At 71.0% G+C, this 22,801-nt stretch carries 17 protein-coding genes, 2 pseudogenes and 1 other annotated feature (1 of these 20 only partly in view); of the genes and pseudogenes, 10 read left to right on the top strand and 9 right to left on the bottom strand.

Annotated elements, in window-relative coordinates:
• Positions 1-23: 23 nt before the first annotated feature.
• Positions 24-1,196 carry a MinD/ParA family ATP-binding protein gene (locus tag JOE61_RS01480; RefSeq protein WP_193669374.1) on the top strand — a complete coding sequence of 391 codons (1,173 nt, stop codon included), beginning with the start codon at positions 24-26 and terminating at the stop codon, positions 1,194-1,196.
• Positions 1,197-1,212: 16 nt separating this feature from the next.
• Here JOE61_RS01480 and JOE61_RS01475 read toward each other — a convergent pair whose 3' ends face one another.
• A complete protein-coding gene (locus JOE61_RS01475; protein WP_193669375.1) occupies positions 1,213-1,785 on the bottom strand; it encodes a winged helix-turn-helix domain-containing protein in 573 nt (190 codons plus the stop codon).
• 67 nt (positions 1,786-1,852) lie between these two features.
• Between JOE61_RS01475 and JOE61_RS01470 the strand changes: the two genes are divergently transcribed.
• Positions 1,853-2,434 (top strand): dienelactone hydrolase family protein, encoded by a 582-nt coding sequence (locus JOE61_RS01470; RefSeq protein WP_193669376.1) that lies wholly within the window; start codon positions 1,853-1,855, stop codon positions 2,432-2,434.
• 38 nt (positions 2,435-2,472) lie between these two features.
• Complete coding sequence (locus JOE61_RS01465; protein ID WP_193669377.1) at positions 2,473-3,507, top strand: NADPH:quinone reductase; 1,035 nt, start codon at positions 2,473-2,475, stop codon at positions 3,505-3,507.
• 9 nt (positions 3,508-3,516) lie between these two features.
• On the opposite strand, the gene JOE61_RS01460 is transcribed toward JOE61_RS01465, so the two are convergent.
• Positions 3,517-3,939, bottom strand: coding sequence for a PPOX class F420-dependent oxidoreductase (locus JOE61_RS01460; protein ID WP_193669378.1), 423 nt, complete (start codon positions 3,937-3,939; stop codon positions 3,517-3,519).
• Positions 3,940-3,981: 42 nt separating this feature from the next.
• On the opposite strand from JOE61_RS01460, the gene JOE61_RS01455 reads away from it, so the two are divergent.
• From JOE61_RS01455 to hrpB, 5 genes and pseudogenes are all read left to right on the top strand, one after another.
• Complete coding sequence (locus tag JOE61_RS01455; protein ID WP_193669379.1) at positions 3,982-5,748, top strand: sensor histidine kinase; 1,767 nt, start codon at positions 3,982-3,984, stop codon at positions 5,746-5,748.
• A gap of 63 nt (positions 5,749-5,811) precedes the next feature.
• A complete protein-coding gene (pyrR, locus tag JOE61_RS01450) occupies positions 5,812-6,399 on the top strand; it encodes a bifunctional pyr operon transcriptional regulator/uracil phosphoribosyltransferase PyrR (protein ID WP_193669380.1) in 588 nt (195 codons plus the stop codon).
• A complete protein-coding gene (locus tag JOE61_RS01445; protein ID WP_193669381.1) occupies positions 6,396-7,328 on the top strand; it encodes an aspartate carbamoyltransferase catalytic subunit in 933 nt (310 codons plus the stop codon). Before pyrR ends, JOE61_RS01445 begins: the two co-directional genes overlap by 4 nt.
• Positions 7,328-8,632: a dihydroorotase gene (locus JOE61_RS01440; protein WP_193669382.1), complete on the top strand. Its 1,305-nt coding sequence runs from the start codon at positions 7,328-7,330 to the stop codon at positions 8,630-8,632. Before JOE61_RS01445 ends, JOE61_RS01440 begins: the two co-directional genes overlap by 1 nt.
• Before the next feature lie 25 nt (positions 8,633-8,657).
• Positions 8,658-11,142: pseudogene (gene hrpB / locus JOE61_RS01435) on the top strand (ATP-dependent helicase HrpB).
• Between the two features lie 28 nt (positions 11,143-11,170).
• Here the strand turns inward: hrpB and JOE61_RS01430 are convergent.
• The 3 genes and pseudogenes from JOE61_RS01430 to JOE61_RS01420 all read right to left on the bottom strand — a co-directional run.
• Positions 11,171-11,722, bottom strand: coding sequence for a hypothetical protein (locus tag JOE61_RS01430; protein ID WP_193669383.1), 552 nt, complete (start codon positions 11,720-11,722; stop codon positions 11,171-11,173).
• A 46-nt stretch (positions 11,723-11,768) separates the two neighbouring features.
• Positions 11,769-13,019, bottom strand: coding sequence for an HNH endonuclease (locus JOE61_RS01425; RefSeq protein WP_193669384.1), 1,251 nt, complete (start codon positions 13,017-13,019; stop codon positions 11,769-11,771).
• A 156-nt stretch (positions 13,020-13,175) separates the two neighbouring features.
• Positions 13,176-16,217: pseudogene (locus JOE61_RS01420) on the bottom strand (YobI family P-loop NTPase); the annotation flags it as partial.
• Positions 16,218-16,424: 207 nt separating this feature from the next.
• Here JOE61_RS01420 and istA point away from each other — a divergent pair.
• The gene (gene istA, locus JOE61_RS01415; RefSeq protein ID WP_193669386.1) at positions 16,425-17,984 is read left to right on the top strand and encodes an IS21 family transposase; all 1,560 of its coding nucleotides are present in this window, start codon (positions 16,425-16,427) and stop codon (positions 17,982-17,984) included.
• On the top strand, positions 17,981-18,760 hold the full coding sequence (istB, locus tag JOE61_RS01410; protein ID WP_193669387.1) for an IS21-like element helper ATPase IstB: 780 nt from the start codon (positions 17,981-17,983) through the stop codon (positions 18,758-18,760). Before istA ends, istB begins: the two co-directional genes overlap by 4 nt.
• A gap of 113 nt (positions 18,761-18,873) precedes the next feature.
• Here the strand turns inward: istB and JOE61_RS01405 are convergent, their stop codons facing one another.
• From JOE61_RS01405 to JOE61_RS01390, 4 genes are all read right to left on the bottom strand, one after another.
• On the bottom strand, positions 18,874-19,587 hold the full coding sequence (locus JOE61_RS01405; RefSeq protein ID WP_193669388.1) for a YobI family P-loop NTPase: 714 nt from the start codon (positions 19,585-19,587) through the stop codon (positions 18,874-18,876).
• Between the two features lie 142 nt (positions 19,588-19,729).
• Complete coding sequence (locus tag JOE61_RS01400) at positions 19,730-20,398, bottom strand: IS3 family transposase (protein WP_204797118.1); 669 nt, start codon at positions 20,396-20,398, stop codon at positions 19,730-19,732.
• Positions 20,356-21,816 (bottom strand): group II intron reverse transcriptase/maturase, encoded by a 1,461-nt coding sequence (gene ltrA, locus JOE61_RS01395; RefSeq protein WP_307822747.1) that lies wholly within the window; start codon positions 21,814-21,816, stop codon positions 20,356-20,358. The genes JOE61_RS01400 and ltrA overlap by 43 nt, the downstream gene beginning before the upstream one ends.
• 541 nt (positions 21,817-22,357) lie before the next feature.
• Entirely contained in the window at positions 22,358-22,777 is a 420-nt protein-coding gene (locus JOE61_RS01390) for an IS3 family transposase (RefSeq protein WP_193670808.1), read from the bottom strand.
• Positions 22,757-22,801: a sequence feature (AL1L pseudoknot), on the bottom strand (it continues 110 nt past the right edge of the window). (Overlaps the previous gene by 21 nt.)

The following is a 22,801-nucleotide window of genomic DNA, read 5'->3' as shown; positions in this document are numbered from 1 at the left end:
ACCCCCATGCCTGAGGAGGACCCATGACCCAGGGCCAGTTCCAGGGCCGCTCGGACACCAGCGACCGGCTCTACACCCGAGACGAGCTCGACCGGTTCGCGGCCGGGGTGGGCGACCCCCTCACCGACCCGCTGGGCCCGCCGCCCCGCTGGACCCCCGACGAGCCGGCGGCGGCGCCGGTCGAGGCCCCGGTCGCCGACGAGACCCGGGAGGTGCCCGCGGCGCCGCCGGTGCCCGTGCGCGCGGAGGAGCCGCGCCGGTTCATGACCGCCACCGACTTCCTCGACCGCCGCGCCGAGGAGACCGGGCAGGGTCCGGCCACGTGGGGCTGGCGCGGGGTGCTGAACCGGCTGGGCGCCGGCCTCGTGCGCCTGCCGATGGGCCCGGCCGAGCAGGCCCACGAGCAGCAGCGCTCGGCGATCCAGCGCGACTTCGACGGCCCGCGCACCATCGCCTTCATCAATCCCAAGGGCGGCGCGGCCAAGACCACCGGTGTGCTCGCGGCCGGCTACACCTTCGGCACCGTGCGCGGTGGCGGGGTGGTGGCCTGGGACAACAACGAGACCCGCGGCACCCTGGGCATCCGCGGCACCCGCAGCACCCACCGCAACACCACTCGCGAGCTGCTCGAGGACCTGGGCCGCTTCAGCGACGTCTACCAGTCGCGCATCGGCGACCTGGGGGCCTTCGTGCGCTCCCAGGGCGACGCCCACTTCGACGTGCTGGCCTCCGACGAGCGCCCCGACGTCACCGGGATGATCCACGCCGACGACTTCGCCGCGGTGCACTCGCTGCTCGAGCGCTTCTACCGGATCATCCTCGTCGACACCGGCAACAACATGCGCGCCGAGAACTGGCTGGCCAGCGCCGAGCAGGCCGACCTGCTCGTGGTGACCAGCACGGTGCGCGAGGACACCGGCTACTCCGGGCTGTGGATGCTCGACGCGCTGCAGGACGCGGGGCACACCGACCTCAAGCACAAGTGCGTCACCGTGCTCTCCGACCCCTCGCCGAAGGTCGACGACAAGCTGGCCCGCGACCTGGTCGACGTCTACGAGCAGCGCACCCGCGCGGTCTACCGGGTGCCCTACGACCCAGCGCTGGTGGCCGGCTCCGTGGTGCCGTACGCCGAGCTGTCGCCCGCCACCCGCCGCTCGTGGCTGGCCGCCTGTGCTGGGATGGCGGAGGGGCTGTAGCGCAGCGCCATTGCAATCACTGCGGCTGCTGCGGGGTCGGCAGGGTCGGGTGCTCGGTGGGGTAGATGCCCACCGCGAACCCGTAGACCGTGTCGCCGGACCGCGGCATCCGGTCGAACTCCTCCACCAGCTCGGCCATCCGGCTCCAGAAGTGCGAGGCCTGCTCCTCCGGGATGCGCGCATGGCGGAGGAAGCCCCAGAGCTCGCCCCGCTCGAATGCCGTCGCCGACTCGCGTGCCGCCACCTCGAAGTCGTTGAAGTCGCCGGAGACCTCACCGGTCGCGAAGGTTGGCTCGGCCGTGACGTGGAACAGGCGCGCGGTGCGCCCGTAGAAGCGCTCCTCGATGGCCCGCACCCTGCGGGTGCGCACCACCCGCAGCAGACCGTTGCGGGTGAGGACCTCCACGTGGTGGGCCACCGTGCTCTTGGGCCGGTCGAGCGCGGTCGCGAGCTCGGTGATGCTCGCGGCCCGTTCATGGAGCAGCTGCAGGATCGTGGTGCGCAGCGGATGGCCCACGGCCCGCACCTGGGCCGGGCTGGTCAGCGCCATCCGGTCGGCCAGCTCGTAGTCCGGGGGGGTGTCTGCCATGGCGAAACAGACTAGCATCACCGAACGTTCCGCCTTTTCCGATCAATGACCGAGGGAGATCGCCGCCATGGCCGAGGTGCTGCTGTTCCACCACATCCAGGGATTGACCGAGGGGGTGCGGGTCTTCGCCGACCAGCTGCGCCAGGACGGTCACACCGTGCACGCTCCCGACCTCTTCGAGGGCCGCACGTTCGCCAGCATCGAGGAGGGGTTCGCATTCGCGCGCGACACCGGGTTCGACGTGGTCCGGCAGCGCGGCGCCGCCGCGGCCGACGAGCTCGGCGCCGGGTCGGGCTCGGGCCTCGTCTACGCGGGCTTCTCGTTCGGCGTGACCATCGCCCAGCGGCTCGCGCAGACCGAGCCCGGCGCCCGCGGTGCGCTCCTGATGTGCTCCTGCCTCCCGGTGTCGGAGTTCGGGCAGGTGTGGCCCGAGGGGGTGCCGGTGCAGATCCACGGCAAGGAGGGGGACGAGTTCTTCGACGAGGACCTGCCGGCCGCCCGCGAGCTGGCGGCCTCGACCCCGGCCGCCGAGCTGTTCGTCTACCCCGGCGAGGAGCACCTCTTCGCCGATTCCTCGCTCGCGGCCCACGACCCGGAGGCCGCGGCGCTGATGGGGGAGCGGGTGCGGGCCTTCCTCGCGGCGCTGTGAGCGGGAACAGACCGGGCACCGGCGTTGCTGGCCCAGTCATGCGAGCAGTCGTCTACAGCCAGACCGGTCCCTCCTCCGTGCTCTCCGTCGTGGAGCGCCCCCTGCCCGAGCCCGGGCGCGGCGAGGTCCGGGTGCGCGTGGTGCGCGCCGGGGTGAACCCCACGGACTGGAAGTTCCGCGCCAACGCGATGAACGGCCCGTGGGACGAGGTCGTGCCGGGCCAGGACGCCGCCGGTGTCGTCGACGCCGTCGGCGAGGGCGTCGAGGGTCTCAGGGTCGGCGACCGGGTCTGGACGATCCTGGCGCAGTGGGCCCGCCCCGGCGGCACGGCCGCCGAGCACACGGTGCTGCCCACGGCCTGCGTGGTCCCGCTGCCCGACGCGGCGTCGTACGACCTGGGTGCCTCGCTGGGCGTGCCGGCGGTGACCGCCCACCGCGCCCTCACCGCGGGCGAGGACGCCACGCGGCTGGGCCCCGGTGCCCTCGAGGGCCGCACGGTCCTGGTCGCGGGCGGCGCCGGCGCGGTCGGCAACGCCGCGATCCAGCTGGCGGTCTGGTCGGGCGCCACGGTGGTGACCACCATCAGCAGCGACGAGAAGGCCGACCTCGCGCGTGCCGCGGGCGCCCACCACGTCGTGAACTACCGCACCGAGGACGCCGCGGCCCGCATCCAGGAGATCGTGCCGCAGGGCGTCGACCTGGTGGTCGAGGTCGCGCTGGCCCAGAACCTCGCCCTCGACGTCGAGGTGCTGCGCAACCGCGGCACGCTGGCCTACTACGCCGACAACGGGGGCGCCGAGGCGGCGCTGCCGGTGCGCGCCGCCTTCGCCAAGAACCTGCGGCTGCAGGGGCTGCTGCTCTACACCCTGGGCGAGGACCTGCTGGCCGCGGCCGCCGAGGACGTCACCGCCGCCGTGGCCGCGGGCGCGCTCCGGGTCGGCGACGACGTCGGGGTGCCGCTGCACCACTTCCCGCTCGAGGAGACCGCCGCCGCGCACGACGCCGTCGAGTCCGGCGCGGTCGGCAAGGTGCTCGTCGACGTCACCGACAGCGCCGAGGTCACCGGGGGCTGAGCCCGGGTTTCAGTCCTGCTTCGCGGCGCCCCAGCCGTGCCAGCGGTCGATGCGCACCCAGGCGCTGGTGCGCGGCGACTCACGGTCGGGGTAGTCGCGTCCGCCGTAGTGCTGCGAGAGCCGGTCGATGTCGACCAGGCCCTCGTCGGGCCGCATGTCGACGACCTCGCCGATCATCGACACGTGGGTGTACCAGCTCTCGGAGTCGAGCACCGAGATGCTGATGCGCGGGTCGCGGCGCAGGTGGCCCAGCCGCACCCGGGTGTCGTCCATGTTGACCAGCACGGTGCCGGCGTGCGGCCCGTCGGTCTCGAGGAGGTACCAGGTGGGGACGGTGACCGGGGTCCCGTCCTTGCGCAGGGTCGCCACCACGCACGGGTTCGGGCGGCGCAGCAGGTCGACGACGTCGTCGGGCAGCGGGGCAGTGGACATGAAGCAAGGGTAGAGGAGCCCGGACCCGGCTAGGCTCCGCTCGTGCTGCACGAACGCGACCGGACCGGTTGGTCGGACTCGTCGGCACGTGACGTGCTGCAGCTGATGGTCGAGTCCGTCGCCGAGCTCGTCGGATTCCGGGTCGCGGCGCTCTCGGTGGTGATCGGCGAGGAGCTGGTGACCACCGCCTACACCGGCCCGCAGGAGCGCGACGAGGACGCCTGGGCCAGCGACCCGGTCGCGGTGCTCGAGGAGATCCTGGCGGTCGCCGAGCCCCGCGGGCGGCTGCACTTCATCGACGGCGAGCAGCACGACGACCTGGCCGGCCACTGGGTCGTGACGCTGGAGGAGGCGGGGGAGGGGCCCGACGCCTGGCACCCCTACGACGGCCTGATCGCGGTCCTGCGCGACGACGACGGCGCCCCCGTGGGCGTGCTCTCGGTCGACCAGCCGGTCTCGGGACGGCGGCCGGGCCCCGACCAGCTGCGGCTGCTGGAGCGCTACGCCGCCCAGGCGGCGCGGGCGGTCGTGACGACCCTGGAGCGCGAGTCGCTGCTGGCACGCGTCGAGCACGCAGAGCGGGCTCGAGGGCTGGTGCGCAGCGCGGCCCTCGGCACCGACGGCACCCTCGAGGACGTCGTCGAGAGCACCCACCGGCCGCTGGCGGAGGGGTTCGCCGCCTCCTCGTCGTGGGTGCAGGTCGCCGACGGCGACGGCAGCGCCGGCGGGCCGGCGCGACTGCGCGACGGCACCCCGGTGGAGCTGCCGGACGTGGTCTGCGAGGTGGCCCGGCGGCTCGCGCCGTCGCTGTGGGCCCGCCAGGAGGCGATGGTCGTCGACCCCGGCCGCGACGGCGACCTGCCCGCGGGCCTGGAGCCCGACCTGGTGGAGGCCGTGCAGGAGGGCCTCGCCTGGCTGGGCCCGGCCCGCCTGCTGGGCGTCCCGCTCGGCGCCGGACCGCAGTCGCTGGGGTTCCTGGTGCTCACGCGGCGCCCGCAGGACCCGCCCTGGTCGCGGGCCGAGACGGCCGCGGCGCTCGAGCTGGGCCACGACCTGGGGGCCGCCCTGGCGACGGCGCGCGCCCTCGAGCGGGAGCGCCGGGTCGTGCACGAGCTGCAGGAGCTGGCCGAGGAACGGGCCCGCCTGGTCGCGACCCTGACCCACGAGCTGCGCACCCCGCTGACGGTGGTGGCCGGCAACCTGGAGATGCTCGAGGACCTCGGCACCTCGCCCGAGGCGCAGCGCCACCACACCGCCCTGGCCCGGGGCACCGAGCGGATGCAGCAGATCGTCGACGACATGCTGCTGCTGGCCCGGGTCAGCGACCCCACCCACCCGCTGGTGGCCCGTGACGTCGACGTGGCGGTCGTGGTCGCCGACCTCGAGGCCCTCATCGCCCCCACCGCCCTGGCCGAGGGTCTGCGGCTGCTCGTCGACGTCGGGGGCGACGACCTGGTCGTCGCCGGCGACCACGACGAGGTCGACCGGGCCCTGGGCAACCTGGTCAGCAACGCCGTGAAGTACACCGGGCGCGGCGGCACCGTGCGCGTCAGCGCCCGCCGCGACGGCGACCGCGTCGTGCTCGAGGTCGGCGACGACGGTCTCGGCATCAGCGACGACGACCAGCAGCGCCTCTTCCGCGCCTTCTACCGCAGCAGCAACCCGGACGCGCTGCGCGAGCCCGGCACCGGGCTGGGGCTGGTCACCGTCGCGCACATCGCCGAGCGCCACGGCGGCAGCGTCACGGTGCGCTCGGAGCTGGGCGTCGGCACCGTCTTCACGCTCCGGCTGCCGGTGGCCCACTGCTAGGGTGCTCCCGATCGACATCCTTTAACGAGCCGTCCCGTGAGGCGGAGAAGGAGGTCCGGCCACGTGAGTGCGCCTCCCGAGACCACCGACGAGGGCCGCGTGGTCCTCGATGCCCGTGACATCGCCCGGGCGCTGACCCGCATCTCCCACGAGATCCTGGAGCGCAACAAGGGCTCCGAGGACCTGGTGCTGCTGGGCATCCCGACCCGCGGCGTGGGCCTGGCCCGGCGCATCGCCGAGCGGATCGCGGCCACCGAGGGCGTCCAGGTGCCGGTGGGCTCCCTCGACATCACCCTCTACCGCGACGACCTGCGCCAGCAGCCGGCCCGCGGCCCCCAGCACACCGAGGTGCCGCCCGGCGGCATCGACGGGCGCACCGTCGTGCTGGTCGACGACGTGCTCTACAGCGGTCGCACCGTGCGCGCCGCGCTCGACGCCATGCGCGACCTGGGCCGCCCCGACGTGGTGCGCCTGGCCGTGCTGGTCGACCGCGGCCACCGCGAGCTGCCGATCCGTGCCGACCACGTCGGCAAGAACCTGCCCAGCGCCCGCACCGAGCGGGTGATGGTGCGCCTCGACGAGTACGACGGCCACGACGAGGTGCGCATCGCCGGCACCGGCGCCGAGCACGACGAGGTGGGCGGCGCGTGAGGAAGCACCTGCTCTCCGTCGACGACCTGAGCGTCGACGACATCGCCACCATCTTCGCCACCGCCGCCGAGATGCACGACGTGCAGCGGCGCGAGGTCAAGAAGCTGCCCGCGCTGCGCGGGCGCACGGTGATCAACCTGTTCTTCGAGGACTCCACACGCACCCGGTCGAGCTTCGAGATCGCCGGCAAGTGGCTCTCGGCCGACACCATCAACATCACCGGCAAGGGCAGCTCGGCCTCCAAGGGCGAGAGCCTGCGCGACACCGTGCTGACCATCACCGCGATGGGCGTCGACGCCCTGGTGATGCGCCACTCCGCCAGCGGGGCGGCCCAGCAGGTCGCGCAGTGGGTCGACGCCAGCGTGATCAACGCCGGCGACGGCACCCACGAGCACCCCTCGCAGGCGCTGCTCGACGCCTACACGCTGCAGCGCAGGCTGGGCACGCTCGAGGGCAGGCGGGTGCTGCTGGTCGGCGACCTGACCCACAGCCGGGTCTTCCGCTCCAACGTCAAGTGCCTGACCCGGCTGGGGGCCGAGGTCACGGTCGTCGCCCCGCCCACGCTGATGCCCAGCGGTGTCGACGCCTGGTCGCGCGAGGCCGGCTTCGCGACGTCGTACGACCTCGACGAGGCGCTGCCCAAGGCCGACGCGGTGATGATGCTGCGCGTCCAGCGCGAGCGGATGAGCGGCGGCTTCTTCCCCAGCGCGCGGGAGTACACCGTGGGCTACGGACTGACCCGCGACCGGCTCGCGGTGCTCGGGCCCGACGTGCCGATCTGCCACCCCGGCCCGATGAACCGTGGCCTCGAGATCGCCGCCGACGCCGCCGACGCCGCGCAGTCGCTGGTGCTCGACCAGGTCTCGTCGGGCCTCGCGGTGCGGATGTCGATCCTCTACCACCTGCTGGCCGGCGAAGGAGCCTCCTGATGACCGAGCAGAACACGATCCTGCTGCGGGGCGCCTCGCTGCTCGGCGAGCAGAGCGCCGACGTGCTCGTCGTCGGCGGGGTGGTCGCCGAGATCGGCTCGCCCTCGGCTGAGGGCGCGCGTGTCGTCGACGCCGACGGGCTGGTGGCGCTGCCGGGCCTCGTCGACCTGCACACCCACCTGCGCGAGCCCGGCCGCGAGGACGCCGAGACGGTGCTCACCGGCTCCCGGGCCGCGGCGGTGGGCGGCTTCACCGCCGTGCTGGCGATGGCCAACACCTCGCCGGTCACCGACACCGCCGAGGCCGCCGAGCGCGTGCACGACCTGGGTCGCGCCGCCGGGCTGGTCGACGTGCACCCGGTGGGCGCGGTCACCAAGGGGCTGGCGGGCGAGGAGCTCGCCGAGCTGGGCCTGATGGCGCGCTCGCGGGCCCGGGTGCGGGTCTTCTCCGACGACGGCCGCTGCGTGGCGAACCCGCGCGTCATGCGGCGCGCGCTCGAGTACGTCAAGGCGTTCGGCGGTGTCGTCAGCCAGCACGCGCAGGACCCCGACCTCGCCGGGCCGCAGTCGTGCTGCCACGAGGGCGAGCTGTCGGGCCGCCTGGGCCTGCCCGGCTGGCCGGGCGTCGCCGAGGAGGTCATCGTGGCCCGCGACGTGATGCTCGCGCGCCACACCGGCTCGCGGGTGCACGTCGCGCACGCCTCGACCGCCGGCACCGTCGAGGTGCTGCGCTGGGCGCGGTCGCAGGGCATCGCGGTGACCGCCGAGGTGACCCCGCACCACCTGCTGCTGACCACCGACCTGCTCGGCGACTACGACCCGACCTACAAGGTCAACCCGCCGCTGCGACCGGCCGAGGACGTCGAGGCGCTGCGCGCCGCGCTCGCCGACGGCACCATCGACGCGGTGGCCACCGACCACGCGCCGCACGCGCGCCACGACAAGGAGCACGCCTTCGTCGACGCCGCCTTCGGCATGCTCGGGCTCGAGACCGCGCTGCCGGTGGTCGCCTCGGTGATGGTCGAGACCGGCTTGATGACCTGGGCCGACGTGGCCCGGGTGATGTCGACGACGCCGGCCGCCATCGCGGGTCTCGAGGGCCAGGGCCGAGGGCTCGAGGTCGGTGCGCCGGCCAACATCGTGCTCGTCGACCCCTCCGCCGACGTGACCGTCGACCGCGACGCCTCGGTCTCGCTCTCGCGCAACAACCCGTGGCACGGGCGCACGTTCGGGGCCTCGGTGCGCCACACGCTGCTGCGCGGGCGGCCCACCGTGCTCGACGGGTCGCTGGTCGAGGGGCGCTGACCTGAGCGACGCGCTGCAGCGGCTGCTGGCCGACCCGCCGGACCTGCCGGTCGTCGGCGGGCTGGCCGCGCTGCGGGCGGCGCTGGCCGAGCGCGGCAGCGCGGTGGTGCAGGCACCGCCGGGCACCGGCAAGACCACGATGGTGCCGCCCGCGGTGGCGCTGCTGTGCGAGGGCCGGGTCGTGGTGACCCAGCCGCGGCGCATCGCGGCGCGCGCCGCGGCCCGACGGCTCGCCTCCCTGCTCGGCGAGCCGGTCGGCCAGACCGTGGGCTACGCCGTGCGCGGCGAGCGGCGTACGTCGGCGGCGACGCGCATCGAGGTCGTCACCACCGGGCTGTTGCTGCGCCGCCTGCAGCGCGACCCCGAGCTGCCCGGGGTGGGCGCGGTGGTGCTCGACGAGGTGCACGAGCGTCAGCTCGACGCCGACCTGACCCTCGCGCTGCTGGTCGACGTGCGCTCGGTGCTGCGCGAGGACCTGCTGTTGGTGGCGATGTCGGCGACCGTCGAGGCCGAGCGCACGGCCGCGCTGCTGGGCGAGGCCCCGGTGCCGGTGGTCGACGTGCCCGGCGCGCTGCACCCGGTCGAGCGGCGCTGGGCGCCGCTGCCGCCCGGCGTGCTGCGGGTGGACGACCGGGGTGTGACGCCGGCATTCCTCGACCACGTCGCGGCCACGACCCGGGTGGCCCTGGCCGAGGGCGAGGGCGACGTGCTGGTGTTCGTGCCCGGGGTGACCGAGGTCGACGGCGTCGTACGCCGCCTGGCGGGGGTCGCCGCCGACGTGCGGCCGCTGCACGGACGGTTGCCGGGGGAGCAGCAGGACCTGGCGCTGGGCCCGGGGCCGCGGCGCCGGGTGGTGGTCTCGACCGCGGTGGCGGAGTCGTCGCTGACGGTGCCCGGGGTCCGCTCGGTCGTCGACGCCGGGTTGTCGCGCGAGCCGCGCACCGACCACCGGCGCGGGCTGGCCGGTCTGGTGACGGTGCGGGTCTCGCGGGCCGGCGCGGCGCAGCGGGCCGGGCGTGCCGGGCGCGAGGGCCCCGGTCGGGTGCACCCGTGCTGGTCGGAGGCCGAGCACGCGCACCTGCCCGAGCACCCCGAGCCCGAGATCGCCGTCGCTGACCTGACGGGCCTGGCGCTCGAGCTGGCCGTGTGGGGCAGCCCCGACGGCTCCGGGCTGGCGCTGCTGGACGCGCCCCCGGCGCCGGCGCTGGCCACGGCGCGCGCGACCCTGGCAGACCTGGGCGCCGTGGACGGTTCGGGCGCCGTGACCGAGCGGGGCCGGGGGATCGCCGGGGTGCCGGTCGACCCGCGCCTGGCCCGGGCGCTGCTCGACGGCGCCGCGCTGATCGGGGGCCGGCGGGCGGCCGAGGTGGCGGCGATGCTCTCGGAGGACGTGCGCCCGCCCGGGGGCGACCTGGTCGCCGGGCTGCGCCAGCTGCGCCGGGGCGGTCCCGGGTCGGGGCCGTGGAAGGCAGCGGTGCAGCGGTTGAGCGGGTACGTCGACACGGCGGCCCGACCGGCCGAGGAGCCGACCGACGACCTGGCGGTGGGTCTCGTGGTGGCCCTGGCGCACCCCGACCGGGTGGCGCGCCGTCGCCCCGGCGGGGCGGCGTACCTGATGGTGGGCGGGACGGGCGCGGTGCTGCCGCGGGGCGAGTCGGCGCTGGCCGGGCTGGAGTGGGTGGCGGTGGCCGACGTCGAGCGCCGGGCGGGGGAGCGGGAGGCCCGGGTGCGCTCGGCGGCCCCGATCGACGCCGACCTGGCGCTCGAGGCCGCCGGCGCGCGCTGGGGCGAGGACGACGAGGTCACCTGGCGCGACGGCCGGGTGGTCGCCCGGCGGGTGACCCGGCTGGGGGCGATCGAGCTGGCCTCGGCGCCGCTGGCCGAGCCGCCGGTCGAGGCGGTGGGGGCGGCGGTGCGTGAGGGCCTGCGCCGCGACGGGCTGGCCGCCCTGCCGTGGAAGGAGTCGGCCCGCGAGCTGCGGGCCCGGTTGGCGTTCCTGCACGCGGCGCTGGGGGAGCCGTGGCCCGACGTGGGAGACGAGGCGCTGCTCGACGGGCTGGACAGCTGGCTCGACCTGTCGCGGGTGCGGTCGGGCCGCGACCTGGCGCGGCTCGACGTGCTGTCGGGGCTGCGGGGGCTGCTGCCCTGGCCCGAGGCGGCCCGGCTCGACGAGCTCGCGCCCGCCCGAGCGGGTCGGCGTGCCGAGCGGGTCGTCGGTGCGGGTCGACTACACCGACCCCGAGCAGCCGGTGCTGGCGGTGAAGCTGCAGGAGGTCTTCGGCTGGGCGAGCACGCCGCGCCTGGCCGACGGGCGGGTGCCGCTGCTGCTGCACCTGCTCTCGCCGGCGCGGCGTCCGTTGGCGGTGACCGCCGACCTGGCGTCGTTCTGGGAGTCGGCCTACCCGGCGGTGCGTGGCGAGATGCGGGGGCGCTACCCACGCCACCCCTGGCCCGAGGACCCGTGGAGCGCACCGGCGACGGCCCGCACGAAGCGGCGCGAGGGCACCTAGGTCGCCGCCGTCGGAGGAGCTGTAAGGCTCAGCGGGCCCGGTAGGTGAGGTAGCCGCCGGTCACCTCGGTGCCGCGGCGCAGGCCGTCGCGGTAGGAGATTTCGGCACCCTTGACCTTGACCACGCCGCGCTTCGTCGTGCGTACAGCCAGGACCAGCTGTTGGCGCGGGGTGCCCTTGCCGGTGAGGAACCGCATGCCGTCGGTGACCGGTTCCAGCGTGCCGCAGACCCTGCTCGGGCGCTTGCGCTGGCCGATGATCGCGCCGTAGGGCGAGTCTGGCGCGATCTCGCAGAGGTAGACGGTCAGCTCGGCCTCTGCGGTGTTGGCGCGAACGACGGGGGTGACCGAACGCAGCTCCAGCTCCCGGCGTTCGTCCCGGCTCGAGGTGGTCACAATCCCGAAGTACATCGTCCGCCCGACCTGGCGCGGGTCGGCGCGGACCCCGTAGCCGCCGGCGTCGTCGAAGACATCGGGGTGGGTGACCCACCAGGTGGTGCTGCCCAGGGCCAGCACGACGGCGCCGACCACCGCGAGCAGCCAGGCGCGGCGTTGGACCCAGCGCAGGGTGGTGCTGCCCATGGTGTCTCCCGAGATGAGCGTCGGTGCAGCGTAGCCCGTCGCCGACTCAGGCGCTGAGCACCCAGTGGCCGGGAGACTCCTCGGTCCAGGTGGGTTCGGGTGGGATGAGGCCGGGTGGGTCGGGGGCGCGGGAGTGGACGGTTTGGCCGGCGGGTGAGGTGGTCTCGACGTCGTGGGGGTCGAGGTCGTAGTGGTGCAGGACGCGGTGGTGCCAGCCGGGTTCTTCCTTGAGCTGGTTGCAGGCGGTGCAGAGGCCTTGGCCGTTGGGGATGCTGGTGGGGCCGCCTTGGTGGTCGGGGGTGATGTGGTCGTGCTGGTGGATGGGGGCGTTGCACCAGGGCGTGCGGCAGGTCCGGTCGCGCAGGGTGATGAACTGGCGCAGCAGGCCGTCGAAGGTCCGCGAGGTTGACTCCATGGCCACGAGCTGCTCGGTGTCGGCGAAGAGGCGGCGGACGCGGGTGCCCATCTCGGGGGCACAGGTGACCAGGCGCCGAGCGACGGAGGCGGGGATGGGTCCGCCGGCGCCGCCGTACATGGGCACGACCTCGGCGGGTTCGTCGCCGTCGCCGAGCAGTGCTTCGGCGGAGATCACGATGTTGAGCGCGATGGGGGTGTGGGTGGCGGTGATCTGGCCGGTGAGGCGGGAGACGAACAGGTCGGCCACGATCTGGGAGTGGGAGCGGTCCTCGTCGGGCTGGTTCTTGAGCTGGGCGGCGCGCAGGTGCAGGGACTGCATGATCGCGGCTGCGTGGACGTCGGAGACGATCGCGGTGATCTGGGTGGTGCCGTCCTCGCGTCGCTGGGAGGTGACGCGGCGGTTGCGGTGGGCGCGTTCGCGGCGTCGGGCGGCGGCCTGGTCGTCGAGGCGCATCGCGATGCGTTGCGCGGCCAGGCGCAGTGCCCGGTCACCCAGCGGCGCACCGGTGCCCAGCAGCTCGCCCAGGGCGGTGTCGTAGTCGGGGCGCAGGGCGGAGTGGACGTGCTCGGCCTCGCTGGCGAGGATCTCGGCGCGGTGCTCGTTGATCAGCCCGTCGTCGAGCGCTTGGAAGACGTGGGGCAGGTCGTCGACCAGGGTGCAGGCCATCGCCAGCAGCCGGCTACCGCGGTGGGGTGACTCGTGGCGGGCGAGCGCGACCTGGGCGCCGACCGAGCGGGCTGAGGCGTCGGCCTGGAGGTCATCGAGGTGCGCGGTGATCCTGGCCTGGCGCGCAGCGAGGTGGGACTTCAGCGCCTCGAGCTCCTCCAGCATCGCGACGCACTCGCCCGCCGTGGCGGGCAGCTCGTCGCTGGTGGTCATGTCTTCGACCCTAGAGACGACCACCGACAGTGACGCTGGACCCGGGATTGATCTCCACAAGCCACGATCAAGCGGCTGCTCTGGGCGTACGCCCATCCCGTCCAGATTGACGTATCTCGGCGGTCGGCCCCGTGGAGGCTTAGGGCTTGAGCTACCTCACGCCCTGTTCTCGACCGTCTTCTTAAACATCTTCGATGTCACCTTGATTCGGCCCTCTCGTTTCAGACGGCCGAACAAAGTGTCGAGTGCGTCGCTTTCGGGATAGGGGAACGTGCTCCCGGGTCCGTTGGTGAGTGCGGCCAGTTCGCCTCCGAGCATGACGAGAGTGTCCACCAGTTGCTCGGTGCTGATGTCTCGACTTACGCGCACCAGCAGCCGCGACACCTTCTCGACATCTTGGGTCTCCCGCGCGATCCGCTGAATCCTGGCCAAGGGAAGCTTCTCGTCCATTGCGACAGCGAACGACGCCGCAGACTTGAGCCCGTTCGCGTCGCCGTCAAGCACGAACAGGTCGAGGTCGTCGAGGACGCGCTGCTTGAACTCGTCTGGAACCACGCGACTGGTCAGCACGCCGCCGGCCACAGAGGCGAACAGGTCGGGCCTGAAGAAACTCTCGGCGGTGCTGGAGGCGCCCAGCGCGTCTTCGACGGCCTCCCAACCGGCGTTCAGGAAGTGACGGAAGGTCGCCTCGTCATCAGCGACGAGCTCCTCGCCCAGAAGAAGTCCAAGGAGTCGAGGCGGCCGGGAGGCGATGTCGGTAACCGGCAGGCTTCGCGGCGGCAGGCCAAGTTGTGCGACCAGACCAACCCGGGCAGCCACGTCCACGATTAGGTCAGCGTTCAACAACGTGACCGCCAGAGACAGCCGGTCGTCCTGACTCGCGTCCTCTTCAACCTCGAGCGTCCGCGGCTGTCCCTCAGCAGGAACCAGGAGACCCGCCAGGGCCTGGTTGACGTCATGCTCGGTCGTGTAGGTGACGAGGTTGGCCACGTTCAAGCGGAGGCGGTCAGCGGCGACCACGCTCGTCCAGTTACCAGGCGGCACGGTCTCGAGGTCTCCAACTGAGGCGTCCGGCGAGGTGAGCTCGAGGAGTGCGCTGACCTCGTCTTCCTCCCATCCGTCGTGATGGTTGGTCAGCACCTCGATCAGGGTCGGCTCCGTTCGAACGGCGAACTCTGTTTGCTCATCCTCGCGGAGGGCCTGGAGGTATGCCGGCAGACTCGCTGCGCAGTACGCCCAGACATCGTCCTTCCCCTTCGCCTCCTCGACTCCAACCGGACCTTCGACACCGAGCGCGGAGCGGAGGTTCGTCGCGGAGAGCTCGTAGGCGCGAGCCCCGATGACGCGGTCGCGAAGTGCGGGGTTCCGCTCCAAGGCACCGAGGTTGGCGACCTTGAGGGATGCCCGTCGAGCGAAAGCGAACACCCGTTCCGCGGTTGTCTCCGTCTGCCATGCGGTGAAGCTCACCAGGCTGGGATGGTTCTCGCGCAGGTACTCGGAAGGGGCCTCACCGAAGGCGTACTCGTCTGAGTCCTCGGAAGCCAAGAGCGCGGCGTCGAAGAGTCGTAAACGGGTCTCGTCGTCGGGCAGTGATTCTTCGGCAACCAGGTACTCGAACACGTCACTCCAGGGAACGAAGGTGAGTTCAGTGATGAGTTCGGCGCAAGGCGCCTCGACGTCGTTCAGGAAGGCGCTCAGGAAGGCGCGGGCGTCAGTGTTGAGCTCGCTTACGATGAAGTCGGCAACTACGTCCATCTCTGGGCGCTCTTCTCGGAGCAGGTAGCTGACGAGGTCGATGTTGAACGCGCTCCGAGTGGTCGTGAAGTCGGAGGGCGCCTCCTCGAGAAGGTTCTTCACGGATGCCGGGCTGTCGAACCTAAAGTCCATCATGACCTGGTTCGGTTGGACACTCCGATTGTAGAAGTGGGCGACGTCGGTTCCGATGAACTTGCCGTAGAAGGTGGCGGAGTACTCAGCGAAGTTGTGAGTCAGGTAGCCACGCTTGACCAGGTCGCGTGCGAGTTCAGAAGTGAGCAACTCGTCGATGACTTCTGCAAAGCTCTTTCCCGCCTCGTTCTGAAACTCGGTGTGCTTCGCGAGCTCGGCGTAGCTGGCACCCTGTAGTAGCGCGACCTGGGCGTCGTACTTGCTCAGCTCTCGACGAAGTTCGGTCTCGTTGAGTGGTTCCCAACGGTTGGGCGTGAGCGCCTCACTGAAGACGTTTCTCAGGACGTCGTCGCTCAAGACGAGAATGGCGCCCACCCCGTAGCGGGTGATGGTGAGCGACCGCTCGGCTGCGACGTCCTTCCAGAACGTCACGGTCGTGACCTCGTCCTCAGGTCGGTCCTGTCCGCCGACAATGATGGAGACCTGCCTGCGTTGCTGCGGGGCGACTGCGTGGGTGCCCGCGACGAGCCCAAGGAGACGTGCACCAATCTTGGCTGCCGTGTCGACCTGGGCCCGTTGGCGTGCCGCGGCGGTCTTCTTAGCCCGCTTGTTACGTTGAGCCTGCTCGATGCAGTGACGAACCAGGGCGAGGCGCTCTCCCTCTAGGCGGTCCAAGGCACTGGCACGTTGCGGGATGCCTTCGAAGTCTGTGAGGTGGAAGTTCTTGTACGCCACGAGGGCAAAAAGATGCTCGTTAGTCATCCCTGGCGCGGGCTTCGGCACCCAGAGAAGCTTCTCGGCGTAGACGGCGAACTCGTTGCAGACGTTGAGCAAGAGACGCATCTCGGTTGCGTGGCGGGCAACCAGGTCTAGGAGACGCCTGTCGACCGCGTCGTTGGGGAACCCGAGATGATCGAGCGCGTCCAGGACGTGATCGCGTGCTGTTCGGTGGGAGATGAACGGAACGACCGGGATGACGACCTCGAAGAACTTGGTGCGGTTAGCACGCTTCACCGCGGCGGTCGCTGCGTCAGGTCGAGCCGCTTCCTCGTCCGCTGCTTGCGGTTTCGAGGCGGGGTGCGGAGCCATTTCGGAGTCGTCGCGTTCAGGCTCCTTCGGGTCTTCCTTCGGTTGGTCACCGAGCTTCTCGAAGAGGCTGTCCTTGATGGCGTAGATGAATCTCAGCGGTTCACTGGCGTCCTTCCAGTTCGCCGAAGTGTTGATGAGGGTGTTCAGTTCTCGCAGCGAGTCAAAAATTTTTGCGTCGTCGAATCGATCGAGGTCCTCGAAGATGACGTACTTCGGCCGAGTATCGTCGAAGTATGTCGGCGGCCACGAGAAACTGCCCGGAGACGGCCACGAGGCTGCCCGCTGGCGGACATGAGAACTGCCCGCTGACGGTCATGGGATCTGCCCGACACGACGTCGTCTGCCTGACCGCCTTGCGCGGTTAAGGCCCCTTCCTCGGGTGCGATGAGCGGTGCTGAAGCGCCCCATTGCCCCCGAGGAAGGGACACCGTGAAGTCTGCCGAGGAGATCATGAAAATCTTGGATGCCTACGACCTGACCGGGTCGTTGCGTGATGCCGGCGAGCTGGCCGGCTGCTCGCACCACACCGTGAAGCACTACATCGAGCGCCGCGCTGCGGCCGGCGTGCTGGACAAGGCAGCGGCGCGCCCGCAGCTGATCGATGCCTACCTGGACAAGGTCGAGGAGTGGGTCGAGCGGTCCCAGGGCAAGGTCCGCGCCGACGTGGCCCACGAGAAGCTCGTGGCGTTGGGCTACACCGGCTCGGAGCGCACCACCCGCCGGGCGGTCGCGAAGGTCAAGACCGACTACCGCGCCGGTCGGGTGCGGGTGCACCGGCCATGGGTCACCGAGCCGGGCATGTGGCTGCAGTACGACTACGGCGACGGCCCGGTCGTCGACGGCGTGAAGACGGTGCTGTTAGTGGCCTGGCTGGCCTGGTCGAGGTTCCGGGTCGTGCTCCCGCTGCGGGACAAGACCATGCCCAGCGTGTTCGCTGCCCTGGACCAGACGTTCCGGCGCCTGGGCGGGGTGCCGACCTACGTGCTGACCGACAACGAGAAGACTGTCACCGTCGAGCACATCGCTGGGATCGCGGTCCGCAACCCGCAGCTGGTCGCGTTCGCCGAGCACTACTCGGTCACCGTGCACACCTGCGTGCCGGCCGATCCGGCGTCCAAGGGCGGCACGGAGTCGTCGGTGAAGATCAGCAAGGCCGACCTCGTGCCGAAGGACACCAACCTACGCGAGGCCTACACCAGCTTCGCTGAGCTCGAGGCGGCGTGCGAGGCGTTCTGCGCCAAGGTCAACACCCGGGCGCATCGGGTCACTCGTCGGGCACCGGTCGAGATGCTCGCCGAAGAGCGGGCCCGGCTGCACCCGGTGGCGGCGGCACCGCACACGGTCGCGTTCGGCACCACTCGCATGGTGCCGGGCAATACGCCGATGGTGACGTTCGAGTCCGGGCAGTACTCGGTCCCGCACACCCTGCTCGGGGCGACGGTGTGGGTGCGCGCCCAGGGCGTCGGTGACGGCGAGCAGGTCGTGATCGTCCACGTCGGCGAGGCTGGCCCACTCGAGGTCGCGCGCCACCGACGGGCCACTCCCGGCAGCCCGCAGCTGATCGATGAGCACTTCCCGGCTCAGCCGTCCGGGCCCCTGGATCGACGACCCCGCGCGAAGAACACCGCCGAATCAGAGTTCCTCGACCTGGGCGAGGGCGCGAGGTTGTGGCTGGTCGAGGCCGCTGCTGCGGGCACCACCAAGATGCGGGTCAAGATGGCCGAAGCGCTCAGCCTGGCCAAGCTGTTCGACCCCGTCGAGGTCGACTGGGCACTGGGTCATGCCGCCGTGCACGGCCGGTTCGCCGAGGCCGACCTGTCCTCGATCCTCGACCACCACGCCCGAGGAGCAGCAGCCGGCGAGCGCGATGTGCACCGAGCCAGCGAAGACTCCTCGCTGACCCAGGGCACCAGCGCGTGGGCCCGACTCGGCCAGCCCGACGCCCACGATGCCCACGACGGCCACGGCGTGGATGGGGTGAGTCGATGACGACCACGACAGCAGCCGCGCCGCCGCTGCCCACCGAACTCGAGGACCTGCTGCGCAAGCTGCGGCTACCGCACATCCGCCGCCACGCCCCCGAGGTGGTGGCAACCGCGAAGGCGCAACGCTGGGAGCCGGTCGAGGTGTTGAAGGCGCTGTTCGTCGAGGAAGTCGCCGGCCGGGAACGCTCCGCCCTGGCCACCCGCCGCGCCGCCGCGGGGTTCCCGACCGGGAAGACCTTCGATGCCTGGCAGCCCGAGATCTCCTCGATCCCAGCACCGACCCAGCAGGCGCTACGAACCCTGGAATGGGTGCACCGCCGCGAGAACCTCGTGCTGTGCGGCCCATCGGGGACCGGGAAGACGTTCCTGCTCGAGGCGCTGGGCCAGCAGGCCGTCGAGGCCGGGCTGAAGGTCGCCTGGTTCACCCTGGAAGACCTCGGGGTGCTGCTGCGCCGCCATCGTGCCGACGACACCGTGTCCAAGGCCATCGCCCGCATCCTGCGAGCCGACCTCGTCATCGTCGACGACATCGGGCTACTCCCGGTCGCCACCGACGCCGCCGAAGGGCTCTACCGCCTCGTCGATGCCGCCTACGAGAAACGCTCGGTCGCGATCTCCTCGAACCTGCACCCAGCCGGGTTCGACGAGCTGATGCCCAAGACGCTGGCCACCGCCACCGTCGACCGGCTGCTGCACCACGCCCACGTCTGCCAGACCTCAGGTGAGTCAGTCCGACTCACTCAGGCACTCGCCGGCCAGGGGGTGAACCCCTTGAGCTGACCACCCTGGACCGGTGGTGGCCAAAGCCCCCCGTGGGCAGATCCCATGGCCACCACCGGGCAGATCTCGTGACCGTCACCCGGGCAGGTTCCATGACCGCCCCTGGGCAGTTCTCACTGGCCCTTGACAAAGTACGTCACGAGCTCGTCGAGGTACTTGTCGAAATAGGTGTCGGGGCCCGCTTCGAGCTGAACAGCGGTGCCGGCGGTTTGGAACTGGGAGATGACTCGGTCTCCGATAACCCACCGCGCGAGCCAGATGACGGCGAAGGCGAGTACGGCGAACGTCACGCTTGCACTAATGCGGACGAACCAATTATGGCCGTCCCCGGTGCCGCTGACGTGTGGAAGTATGTCGAGAAGAGTGAGAAGTGCGCCGAGAACAGCTGTGAGGACCGCGGCTTCCGCCGCCGCCTTGCCTTTGGTCAAGGGCGCGGTCCGTGCGAAGCGTGAACGTCGCAGAAGTCCTGGCTTCGCTCTGTAGATGAGCTGCTTGACCAACTCCTTCTGGATGCGGTTCGTGAGTCCTTCGTTCTCAGCATCGGGCCCGAGGGTGTTGATGCTGATGCGGACGGCGCCGTCCTTATGGTCTTCCTCAAACTGGTCGAGGACACTGGACTTGCCCGAGCCGTAGCGACCCGTGAGCGCGATGTTGCGGTTCTTCTTCTCTGAAACGGCTTCATTGAGATGGCGCAGATAGAGCGAGTGCTGCTCCTCGACGTACTCCGGGGCAAGCGACCGGAGGGTCACCGGGCCGGCAGGCCGCGCACTTCGCCGCGGTTTCGCGCCCTCGGTTGGGTCCTGGGTGGAGGCAGTTGTCGTACTCACGGGTTCAGTATCACCATCGCCACCGACGTAACGGAGAGGCATCCCGGCACCTCGGCCGGGTCCTGTCGAGCGACCGGCTGATTGAGTCATTCCACCGCTCGGCGGACGCCGACCTCGAGCCGAAAGGTGTCGCGTGCCGGGTTCAGTGGAGGCTCTGAAGTGACGCGTCGACGGTAGTCGGCGCGGGGTTGTGCCGGTAGTGCTCTTCCTCGAACTCGACGGGTGGGACGAGTCCGATCTCGCCGTGCAGGCGTCGGTGGTTGAACCAGTCGATGTACTCGGCGACGGCGATCTCGAGGTCGTCGATGTTCTTCCAGGGGCCCTTGTTGCGGATCAGCTCGGCCTTGAACAGCGAGTTGAACGCCTCGGCCAGGGCGTTGTCATACGAGTCGCCCGTCGACCCGACGGATGCGACGGCGCCGGCCTCGGTCAAGCGCTGGGTGTAGCGAACCGCGAGGTATTGAACGCCCTTATCGCTGTGGGCGATGACGCCGGTGGTGTCCTGGCCAGCGTGCTCGCGGGTCCACAGCCCCATCTCGAGAGCGTCCAGCGCCAGGTCGGTGCGCAGGCTCTTCGACAGCTGCCAGCCCACCACTCGGCGGGAGTAGACGTCGATGACGAACGCGGCGTAGACCCAGCCGGCGAAGGTGCGGCAGTAGGTGTAGGGGTCGGACCGGGGCGCCCTGTCAGCCTCTCGACTGGTGGGTTTCCCCGGCCCGCCCTCCGAACCGGACGTGCGACTCTCACCGCATCCGGCTCTCCACGTGGTCATGCCGCTGGGCGGGGAGGAGGCGTTGTTGTACTCGACCATGGTGTCGGGATCTTGGTGCCCCGGTAGCGGTAGCGCTCGATGGGGAACGCGTTGGCTCGGAACATGTCGATCCCTCCGGCATGGATGTGCCATCCGGGCAGGTAGCGCCGGACCAGGGTGTGCATGTTCAGCCCGAGGTGTCGTTTGCGGAGCCACCCCACCACCCGCCAGAAGGCGAAGTGGTCGACGTAGCCGAAGGTCCGCGAGGACACACCGTGGCGGAAGTAGGTGCACCAGCCCCGCAGCGTCGGGTTCAACCGGCGCAGCAGGTCTGCGAGTGTTCGATGTCTTGCACGACGTGTCAGCGTCCGCACCTTGTCGATGATCGAAGTCAGCGACTTCTTCGACGGGTAGGTGTAGATCGCCTTCTTGCCGGTCCGGCTCCGCCAGGCACGGCGCTGGATGCGCCAGCCGAGGAAGTCGAACCCCTCATCGATGTGGCAGACCCTTGTCTTCTCGACCGACAGACGCAGGCCCATCGGCGCGAGCACCGCCCCAACCTCGTCCCACAGCGCTTCGGCGTCTGCGCGTTGCCCGTGGATGAGGACCACGAAGTCGTCGGCGTAGCGGACGAGTTTCATGACCGCACCCCCGGCGCGTCGATGCTTGGCGCGTGTCCATTCCGGGCCGAGCGCTTCCCACTTAGCGGTGAAGTGCTCGTCCAGCACGGACAGGGCGATGTTGGCCAGCAGCGGTGACAGGATCCCGCCTTGAGGTGTGCCGGTGATCGTCTCGCGGTTCAGGCCGTCCTCGGTGAGGACGCCAGCCCGCAAGAAGGCCTTGACCCAGCCCAGGACCCGCTTGTCCCCAACACGTCGCCGCACCCGCTCCATGAGCGCGGTGTGGTCGATCTCGTCGAAGCACGCCTTGATGTCGGCCTCGAAGACCCACTCATAGTTGCGAGTGGGTGATGCGAGGTAGTGAATCTCAGCGATCGCGTCCTGGGCGCGGCGACGAGGACGGAAGCCGTAGGAACACGGCTTGAAGTCCGCCTCGAAGATCGGCTCGAGCACCAGTTTCAACGCAGCCTGCACGACCCGGTCACGAGCAGTCGGAATCCCCAGCGACCGGACCTTGCCCGACGCTTTGGGGATCGTCTTCTGCCGCACCGGCGACGGCACGAACCTACCTGCCTTCAGATCCTCGCGGACCCCGGCCAACAGATCCATCGCCGCCCAGCCGACACCGCGCGGGGTGACCCCGTCGACGCCTGCTGTTCGTGCTCCCTTGTTCCCCCGAACCCGGTGCCACGCCACGACCAAGAAGGCCGGGTCGTAGACCAGGTTGGCGAGGTCATCGAAACGACGGTCGGGATTCTCCGTCGCCCATCGGTGCAGCTTCTTCTGCATCCGTAGTACCCGCCACTCGGCTTCCTCCCGCTCGGGGAAGACGACGCGCGACGGTTCGCCGGTGTTCACCAGCGCACTCCTACGAACGCGTTGATGCTGCGAACACGCTGGGCCCCTTCGCCATGTGACCGGCTTTCCCGGCCTCGGACTACTACGGGCCCTCCGCCCCACCGCGACGACATCGGTCGGCGACGGACCTTCCCGCCGGTCAACAGGCTGCTGACCGGTGAGGGGATCGTCGCGGTGGTTCCCACGTTCACTGTCGAACCGTTCGACGGGGTCGGCGCCCAGCTATGCCCCTGCAGCATCGCCGCGGCTACGCCGCAGACATTCACCACGGCCTCCCGGCTGGCGACATCACCCAGCCAAGGAGTTCCCCGCACCAGAACGCCCGAAGGCGCCTGATGCGGGTGCGCGCTGCTAACCGGCCCTGATCCACCAGGTTCGAGCCGGAGGCTCTCTTGAGGGGCGTTCAACCGCTGGTTCCTCACGTACGCCTTCCCGTCTTGCTAGCCGGACCCGCGCCATCTGGCAGTGCTGACGCGTCCCGTCGTTGTCAGGGCTGCTTCCACCCTCGCCCCCGTCCCGGAGGTTCGGGCTGCCCTCAGCTTCACCGTGCTGCTGCGACAGCACGACGGTGGTGGTCTCTCACCCCCACTCGGTTCAGCAGCGCCTCGTGGCGCTCGATGTCCGCGACCCAGACACGATTCGGTGCAGGTGCCCTGAAGTCGCGGTCCAGCAGGTCCGGGCGGGCATCCGGCCCGGTGCCGGGGATCGTGGTGCGCGGCCCCTTGGCTCTGCTGATCCCGCGCAGCCCCTCGCCGCGCATCAGCCGGTGCACGGTGCACCTAGCGACACGGTGACCGCGCCGGTTGAGCTCGGCGTGCATCTTGCGGACCCCGTAGACGCCGTAGTTGTCGGCGTGGACCTGCCGGATCACCTCCAGGCGCTGCGCGTCGGCGACAGCGCGTGCCGAGGGCGGCCGGGACTTCGCGGCGTAGTAGGTGCTCGGGGCGACCCTCGTGAACACTGCATCCCTGCCTTGCGTAGGACG

Origin of the sequence: Nocardioides salarius (assembly GCF_016907435.1) — a bacterium.
In the GTDB taxonomy this organism is placed as follows: Bacteria; Actinomycetota; Actinomycetes; order Propionibacteriales; family Nocardioidaceae; genus Nocardioides; species Nocardioides salarius.
This window is presented reverse-complemented; position numbering and strand designations above follow the sequence as displayed.